6 protein-coding genes are annotated in these 8,659 nt (G+C 65.3%); all 6 read right to left on the reverse strand.

The window, feature by feature from the left end:
• Positions 1 to 45: 45 nt before the first annotated feature.
• The 6 genes from AB1460_RS21560 to AB1460_RS21585 all read right to left on the reverse strand — a co-directional run bounded on the left by AB1460_RS21560 (position 46) and on the right by AB1460_RS21585 (position 8,267).
• Positions 46 to 1,281 (reverse strand): NAD(P)/FAD-dependent oxidoreductase, encoded by a 1,236-nt coding sequence (locus AB1460_RS21560; protein ID WP_368963633.1) that lies wholly within the window; start codon positions 1,279 to 1,281, stop codon positions 46 to 48.
• Positions 1,282 to 1,797: 516 nt separating this feature from the next.
• Positions 1,798 to 3,042 carry an IS4 family transposase gene (locus AB1460_RS21565; RefSeq protein ID WP_368963634.1) on the reverse strand — a complete coding sequence of 415 codons (1,245 nt, stop codon included), beginning with the start codon at positions 3,040 to 3,042 and terminating at the stop codon, positions 1,798 to 1,800.
• Positions 3,043 to 3,196: 154 nt separating this feature from the next.
• Positions 3,197 to 3,811 carry a Crp/Fnr family transcriptional regulator gene (locus AB1460_RS21570; protein WP_368963635.1) on the reverse strand — a complete coding sequence of 205 codons (615 nt, stop codon included), beginning with the start codon at positions 3,809 to 3,811 and terminating at the stop codon, positions 3,197 to 3,199.
• A gap of 609 nt (positions 3,812 to 4,420) precedes the next feature.
• Positions 4,421 to 5,131 carry an IS6 family transposase gene (locus tag AB1460_RS21575; RefSeq protein ID WP_368963636.1) on the reverse strand — a complete coding sequence of 237 codons (711 nt, stop codon included), beginning with the start codon at positions 5,129 to 5,131 and terminating at the stop codon, positions 4,421 to 4,423.
• Between the two features lie 156 nt (positions 5,132 to 5,287).
• Positions 5,288 to 6,298 (reverse strand): hypothetical protein, encoded by a 1,011-nt coding sequence (locus AB1460_RS21580; RefSeq protein ID WP_368963637.1) that lies wholly within the window; start codon positions 6,296 to 6,298, stop codon positions 5,288 to 5,290.
• Position 6,299: 1 nt separating this feature from the next.
• Complete coding sequence (locus AB1460_RS21585; protein WP_368963638.1) at positions 6,300 to 8,267, reverse strand: protein kinase domain-containing protein; 1,968 nt, start codon at positions 8,265 to 8,267, stop codon at positions 6,300 to 6,302.
• Positions 8,268 to 8,659 lie beyond the last annotated feature (392 nt).

An 8,659-nucleotide genomic window follows, 5' to 3' on the forward strand; every position in this document is an offset into this window, starting at 1 on the left:
TGTGATCTACTCCCTCGGAACCGCGGGTTTGCGTTTCAGGCGCTGTCAGGGCTCGTAGACGCGCTGATCCTGTGGAACCCCCGCGTCGTCGTACAGTCGCTCCAGCGCATCGGGGGAAAAGATCTCGTAGTCCGGCACTCCTCCGGCGATGAGCCCCAGCATCTTGTTGGTCCATTCCTGGCTGGTGCTCATGGCGCGCATGGTCGCCTCGAAGAATGGTGGGAGGGTCGTGAGCTCGGCAAGGGTCGTCGTGAAGTCGTAGACGCCGTGGCTCTCCTCGTCCCGCTGGGTGTTGTAGGCGGCAAGCGCGTCCTGCATCGGTCGCTCACCGGAGAGACCCTCGTGGATTCTCTCGGCCAGCATCTCGGCATGCAGGAACGCGTCCGTCATCCCCCAGCCGGTCAGCGGGTCCTTGTGGTATCCCGCGTCACCGACCAGTGCCCAGCCCGCACCAGAGGCGCGTCGGTAATAGTTGTCCGGATACCGCATCGGCCGGAGCGGCTCGACTCGGGTCCCCTGCTCACGAAGCTGACGGCCCATTTCGGGTTCGACATCGTCCAGAACCGCCCGGAATCGTTCCTCGGTGTTCTGCCGGAACTCCTTGAGCTGCCGCCTGGTGCAGATGATCGCGAGCATCGTGAGGTCGTCGTTGGTGGGCCAGGTGCCGAACCACTGCTCATTGAGTCCGGTCTTGTGGTGCAGGCCCCAGTCCAGGCCACTGAAATACGAGTAGTAGATGAATCCGGCAGCCGGGCGGACGTCGTAGAGCTCCGCATTCACCCGCTTGGCGACCTGGGAGTGGAAGCCGTCGGCACCCACCACGATCGTGGCACGCAACTCGCGCTCCGCACCATCGCCCTCGTGTCCCCGAATACCGACGACCGTGCTGCCAGACCACACGAGGTCGGTGACGGTGAAGTCCTCCAGAACCTCCGCTCCGGCCCTGCGCGCGGCGTTGACCAGGATCTCGTCGAGCACCTTGCGTCGCGGGCAGTACACCGCGTCGATGCCGTCGATCGGGTCCGCGAAGCCCACCAGATCGATACCTGTGTATCTGAAGTTCATCTTCCGGATCGGAGGTGTCTTCGCAGCGATAACCTCCTCCAGAAGCCCCCAGTCCTGAAGTTTCGAAAGGCCAGCCTGATGAAGGTAGTGCGTGGATACGGCATCACTCGGAAATGAGGAACGGTCCACGACCAGGACGCGGTAACCGCGCCGGGCCAGCAGCATGGCGGTTGGCGAGCCGGCGCAACGGGCACCGACGACGATGGCATCGTACATAGGTCAGCCTGTTCGGTCGAAGTCGTCATTCGCGGTCCATGGGCCGTAAGAACGAGAGGCCGGCACCAGGGTCACCGACATCTTGCCCACCTCATGACCGGATGCGCTGCTCAAGATTGAGCATCTGACCTATCCAGACCTCGACGCCCGGGGACCAGCGGGCATCCACGCAGACAAACGACGGCGTTTACCGGTCCGCCACGACCAGCGGACCCTGTCGACACAGACACGGCAGTTAATATCGGTGATTCAATCTGAACAGCCACGGCAGCCACGGCCGTCGTGGTACACTCCATTACCGGCACTGGCCATGATCCAATGCCGCTGAATTAAGCGACACGCGGGAGCGTGACGGTGGGTGGCCCGGTGTGACGGGTAGTGATGTGGGTATCGCGTTTGACGAGATAGCTGTTGTGGCGGGCTCGTTTGATGACGCGGGGGCAGGTGCGGTGGCGGATCGGGTTCTTCCGGCGGCGGATGTCGCGGTGGACGCGGGTGGGGGTTTTCTCGTGGTCGTCAGAGGGAAAAATCCGCCGGCCCGGTGATCTGGCGGCGGATGACGCGGAGGGCGCGGGTGAAGGAGAGCCGGTCTGGATCTATATCGACTTCTTCGGCCGCGTCGGCCATGATTTTTCGGATGGCGTGGTGAGTGAGGAGCATGGCCCAGACTTCCTGGCGGACCATTTCCGGGGTTTTCGAGCGGAGGATACGTCCGTTCCCACGTTGGCTGGTCTTGAGTTCCCCGATGCTGATTTCCTCCTGCCAGCGCTCGCTGTAGACGGCGGCGAGTAGCGGTGCGGGAGTGTCGGTCGGGTCGAGCACAGTGGTGATCAGACAAATGATTTCTTTCGCATCGCTGTCGCCGCGGTCCGAGATTTCGTATTCCACGACCCGGACGGTCATCGCCTCGTCCGGGTCGAGGTCCGTGCCGCGCCGCGCATTCTCTACGAGGGTGCGTCGCCGGCTGGCGGACAGCCCGCCGGCGAGGACCACGGAACGGTAGGAGCCGTCGGGGAAGCTGTCCAGCACGGGAAGGGTGAGATTCGCCTTGACACGCCACAGGAGGTCGGCACCGGTCTCCGCGGCGGCACGCCACAGCTCGTAGCCGTAGAAATTACGGTCGGCTATGACAAGCATGCCGGGTTCCAGCCGGCCCAGGATCTGGCGGGCCAGCGTGGTCTCACCCGTTCGGCATCCACCGAGCCCGGCGGCGAGAAACGCACGGCTCCCGCACTCGACGAGCCCGAGCACCTGGACTTTTGGGTAGGCGCTGGCCTTCGGTCCGTCCTGGAGCTTCTCGAACTCCTCGCGGTTGGCGGGAGTATCGGGAACGTCCAGCCCGAACCCGTCGATCGCCATCAGCCGTCGGTCAGCCAGGAACGCCCCCTTCAAGCCGGGATGCGCGATCGGTTCCGCCGCCCGTTCAAACAGCACCCGTAGCGGCTCCTCCCCGAGCCGTTTCCGTGCATGCGTGAGACCGCTCCCGGTCGGGACCTCCCAGTCCCGCCACCAGCCGAACACCTTCAGACCCGCGACAAGCTTCTCCATCACCTCCTCGTAGTCGTCATCGAAGAACAGCCACATCGCCAGCGTGAAATACACCATCACCCGCGCGGGCAACTTCCGGGACCGTTTCTCAACCCGGCCCGTCTCCACCAGAACCTCGTCCACCAGATCATGGTGAACGAAACCCGTCAACACCCCGAGCGAAATATGATCAGTCAACCTGCCGGTCGACCCGCCGCACCCGTTCTCACTCATCACCACGGAATTCTACCGCGACCGATATGGCCGCCCCAGACAACAACAGCATCGACAAGATCAATACCTCGAAATGGATCTTGTCGATGCTGTTCTTAATTCACTGGCATTGGGCCATGATCCCCATCCGAGAACGGGGATCATGGGGCCAGCCTCAGCACTCCTCGAGGTGAAACTCCTCGGCATACACGAGAAGGCTCCCGCTATCGATCACGAGATGCGGTGCTTCAGTATGAATGAGACCGAGATCGCGAAAATGCTTGAGGAAATACCCTATACGTGACCGAGTGGTGCCGACCATCTCGGCGAGTTCCTGGTGTGTAATCATCTGAGGAATCCGAATGCTGAGCGGATTCAGTGGGTCCGGCTTCCCCAGGCGCCGGGCGAGCCGCCAGAGGATGGCCGCCAGGCGCTGCTCGCTCTCCTTGGTGACCATCAAGGTGATGAGCCGCTTCTGATCGGTGAGGCGGGCGGTCAGGTAGCGGAGCCAGTCCTCCAGCGGAATACGCCCCTCACCCATCGTGACGAGAAAGCGGCGGCGGGGTATGCGGTACAGGGACGAGGACATCATCGCTGTCGCCGTCTCCGTGCGTAGGGGACTACTGAGGCACGACTCCCCGAAGATCTCACCTGGTACGTAAAGGTCGAGAAGGCAGCCCTTCCCACAGATAGAACTCCGCGCCACCTTCACCCGGCCGGCCTCAACGAAGAACAGATCCTCACCGGATTCACCCTCGGTGTAGATTACTTCGTTCCGCTCGACCTTCACCCAAGATTCATGTAGTCCGCACGAGATAAGCGCTGCGCCAAGACGCTCACATAACCGCTGATACTCCGCCGTGACGGCTCCGAGAAGGGCCGGATCAGAATTATAAAGAGAACCAGAAATGTTAGTAACGGAATCGGCGTACCGCACTTCTCTCCCCCTGTGTCGAGATGCCGTCGTCGATCTTACAAGGATTCCTGACCTGACACCGCGCAGTCAATTCAAAAGCACCGAGGACTGCTTTTCAGCGCCTACGAGGCGAGGCTCCCGCACCCCCCGGGGGTGTCGCGCCGTACAGCACTCGCCCGGTCATGTTGCGGCGGATTCCCTTGAAGCCTACCTTCCCGATCGTTGATGTCAACTAGTAGCGCGAAGCGACAATTCCGGTGCGCCGGCAACCACCCGGCGAAGCCACGGACTAGTACGGACTGCGATCGGAGGACGCTGAAGATCGCCATGTCGCGACTCAACGCTCGACGGATTCATCGAGGGGACTCCGGCCCGCTCAAACCAACCGAACCCGAGGCCCCCGGACACTCAAGCACACAGGCGCCGGCAGGGTCTGTTGCATTGCGGGATGGCAGGGCAGGGTTGACCCTGCCGAGCAGGTGATCAGATCGCGAGAGTGAACTCGGTGAACGCGGCTGTCAGCCGTGCGTGCGGGTCGGTGTCGATCCCGAGTTCGTAGTGGCCGCGGCGGATGTTCTGGACCAACGCATGACCTGCGCTGATCGTCTGGGCGGAACGCAGCCGTTTCAGGCCGCGCATCGGGCGGAGCCGGGCTTTCAACCGGCTGTGATCGGATTCGATCCGATTGTTCTCCCGCGCGGCATCCACGTGGCAGGCCTCGGGTACCAACTCGTCGAGGATCCGCGGGTAGACCGGGGCCTTGTCGGTGGTGACCTCGACCGGCCGGCGCCCGTGGGACAGCGCGCCGGTGAAGAACCGGCGTGCCGCAGCCTGATCACGGCGGGTGCCGGCGAGGACATCGATGACCTGCCCGTACTGGTCAACCGCCCGGTACAGGTAGGTCCACCGGCCGGCGACCTTGACGTAGGTCTCGTCGACGAACCACCTGTCCCCAGGACGGTGCCGACACGGCCGGGCCGCGTCCACGAGCAGGGGCGTGAAGCGTTGAACCCACCGGTAGATCGTGACGTGATCAACCTCGAGGCCGCGTTCAGCGAGAAGCTCCTCGACGTCCCGGTACGACAGCGCGTACCGCAGGTACCACCGCACCGCCAGCACGATCACCTCGGGAGGGAACCGGAACCCAGCGAACTCCGACGGCGGAGCCAGCGGACGGACACGACGTCGACGCATGACTCGATCATGACTGATCGGTGGCCGCGATGGCGGACTTCGCCGATGCAACAGCGCCCCGCAATGCAACAGACCCTTCGCATGTATTCCGTTTCCATGCGCCCACACAATCACCAGTGCGACGGCCGACGAAAGCGCCGGAAAGAGGTCAGAGGGTCAGCCCCCCGTTTCCTGACATAGTTGGGTCCGTGGGATCGCGGGCGGTAGCCTGGTGGTTTCCGCGTCGGCGGGCGGAGGCCGGACCCCGCCCGGAGCGGGCGTCGGTGGCGGGGCCGCCGGCATCGGCGTGGCGTCCGACGGGTCTGGCCCAAAGGCCGCAGCGGCAGCTGAGAGACGAACCGTGACCGGGCCGTCGATCTCGCGCAACGCGGGTCCGAGCAGTGCGCGGTGCGTGACGACGTAGCCGATGAACAGCGGGGTCCCGCCCTCGCCGTGCAGGTCGATGCCGAGCCTTTTCCCGGCGTCCGCCCGCAGCCGGCGGAGCTGCTTCTCCAGCCATTTCTGGTTGGACTTGGTCGGAGGGCGGCCCAGCAGGAGCAGGGTTTGGGCGGTCCGCTCCCGCTGCCTGGACAAGAGGCCACGGAGCTCGGGGTAGCAGTAGGCGGCCAGCGTCCGCCGGTCGCCGGCGTGCCAGCCGGGGTCGTCTGCCGTGGCGGTCGTCGGCGCCCCGGTTTCCCAGTCGCCGGGCTCCCAGTGCACCTCGGGCGGGTCCAAGCCATCACTGGTCGCCGGCACCGACCACCGGGTGACCAGGTGGAAGCGGTGCTCGATGTCGCCGTCGCGGGACCGCAGCGACACCATCTGGCTGTCCCGGATGAGTATTTCGGCCGGACTTTGGCGGATGATTTCACGGTATAATCCCGGCGCGGTGAGGAACAACTTCGTGCTTCCGGTGGCATGGTTCGTCACCGTCCACCGGCTGGCCTGGGTGGCGATCCGCCCCGCCAGCCGTGGAATGGACGTGTCCGACTCACCGGTGTCGGAGGTAAGACGGACCGCGATGTCGACACCAGCGGGCGCTCTCCCGAACCCCAGGGACATCTCCGGGTGCAGCAGCCACCGCTCGTCGACCCGCAGAACGTTGTCTCGCGGGTCAGATTCGGTGTTCAGCCCGACCGCCCGCCTATAGAGCACTAACAATGTGCGGCTCGCTGATGTCCCGGGCATGTCACGATCCCGGCGTCTGCACCGGCACCTCGCCTGGCGCCCCGAGGAGAAAGGGGTCACCCCAGACACTCTCAGCGCTCAGACAGCCCTGGCCCGCGGCCACGGTCTGGGTCAGCCGTAGCCGGAGCACGCCAGTGAGGTTGACATCCACCGAGGCGGTTTTTCCCAGCCCCACCGTACGCGCGGCGACGGGCCTGTCGTCAGCGAAAACTTCGAACAGCACCCGTTTCGTACTGTCTGCACTGGAGTCGTCAATCCCGACGGTGGCGATCAGCCGCTGGTAGTGGCGTCCCAGGTTGTACTCAACGCTGCTGGAATCGTCGGGGCAGTCCACCACCCGGAACAATGAGTGCGGGTAGGGCTCACCGTTGAGCGCCTTGGAACGCGACGACAGGCCTCCCGACGTGGGACGGAGATCCGCGAGGTATACCTCGACGGGCTGCTGGGCCACGGTCAGGGTGACGGTTTGGCCCGGGCGGAGCGGCGTGCCAGCCGGCGGGTTCTGTTCGACGACGCGCTCGCCGACGGCGTCGTCCACCAGCCGCGGCTCGATGACCACCTCGACGTCCGCCTCGGCAAGGGCCTCCTGCGCCTGCTCCACGTCGATGTCAATGACGGAGGGCATCTGACCGCCAGCAGTCGGTGTAGCCGCCGGACTGGTGCTGCCGTCGTCACCCGGCTTTGGGGACGCGGACGCGGACGCGGACGCGGCCGGCGTGACGGCAGGTGCCTCTGAGGCATCGGTGGTGATGCCAGTCCTTGGCGTCTCCGACCCGTCAGGCAGGAGAGCCCAGGCGCCGATCCCGCCGAGGAGCAAGACCGGCACCGCCCCTATGGCTGCGGTCGCGACGCGGCGACGCAGGCCTCTTCTCGGGGGCGATACCGGTTCCGGATGCGGTGCTGGTCCCTTGCCCGCTCTGGTATCGGTCACAGGCACGGACAGGCCCGGGGCGGTTGTCATGCCGGCCTGCCCAATAGATGACGAGGTCACCGTCGTAGAACCGACGTCGGACAGCCACCGGCCCAGCGGCCGTGGGCGCTGGGCTGGTGCCCCCGCCAGCCCGGCGAGTACGAGGTCAGCCAGGAACGGCAGGCTCGCCAGCAGCGGGCTGCGTAGCAGTGCCTGGCGGGCCGCGTCTCGGTCGACGTCCACAGGGCGGCCGGCATCGTCCACCTGCTGCGGCGGTGCCTGGCCGGTCAGCAGATAGACCAGCATCGCGGCGAACGCGAACCGGTCACTGTCCGGGGTCGGACGTGCCTCGCGGCCCGCCGCGATCAGCTCGGGAGCGATGTATCCGTAGGTACCCATGCCGAGACGGGCAGTGCCATCCGCGAGATTCGCGAGCCCAAAGTCGACCAGGATGACGCTGCCACCATCCCGAACGAGGACATTGGCCGGCTTGATGTCGCCATGCGCGACCGGCACATCGTTGGTGTCGGCGCCGCTATGCAGGTAGTCGAGGGCCGATGCAACCTGCCGGGCGATCCGGAGCCGTGCGGTGAGATCGGCCGTCGGATTGTCCAGGCACCACTGCGACAGCGATCTTGCGTCGATGTGCTCCATCACCAGATACCGGCGCTGGGCCGCAGCCGGCGGGGTCTCGCCCTGCCAGTGCGGCGGGGGACCGACGAAACCGGCCAGCACCCGGACGATGTGTGCATGCCGAAGCGCCTGGAGCATCGAGATGTGCCTCGACCAGGAGACCTCAACGTCCAGATGGGCGGCAGGATCGCCGGGCGGTGGTGAAGCCTGCCCCGCCACCGGACCGCCAGCGTCCACCGGTTCTGCCGGCACCGGCAACCGGACTGGCCCGAAATCCTTGACCGCTACCGTGCTTCGGCCCTGGCCGGCCTCGGAGAGCGGACGGACCGCCCGCCACACCTCGCCCTCGCCTCCGCCGCCTAGCGCCTCCACCAGCTGGTAGGCGTCCGGCTCGTAGACAGGACCGACCCACAGACCATCAGTCATTCGCGCATTTCCCCCTAACGGCGCGTATTAAGCCGACCAAACCTTATACGCATGCCCGACCAGGCCCTTCAGGGGCCCACCGCTCCGGTCAGAACACATGCCGGTCCGGGTCACTGGTCACCGTCGGACGGATCAGAATCGCGGCTCGGACGAAGTGAGACTGCCGATTCAGTGGCCAGCAGCACCGGGCATACCACTTGGTTCCTTCTCGGCGGCCACCTCACCCCGCTCCCCTACCACTGCCCTTAACTCAAGGTTGATTGGTGGCTCTTCGCAGTTGACCGGAATCTGTGTTGGTCCGATTACGCGACCTTCGGACGGGCGGTAACCGTGGGTAGCCACTGGGGGCGGGTGGAACGGGAGGCGGTGTAGCGGGCGCGGCGTTGCTGGTG

This window comes from Parafrankia sp. FMc2 (assembly GCF_041008525.1).
GTDB lineage: Bacteria > Actinomycetota > Actinomycetes > Frankiales > Frankiaceae > Parafrankia.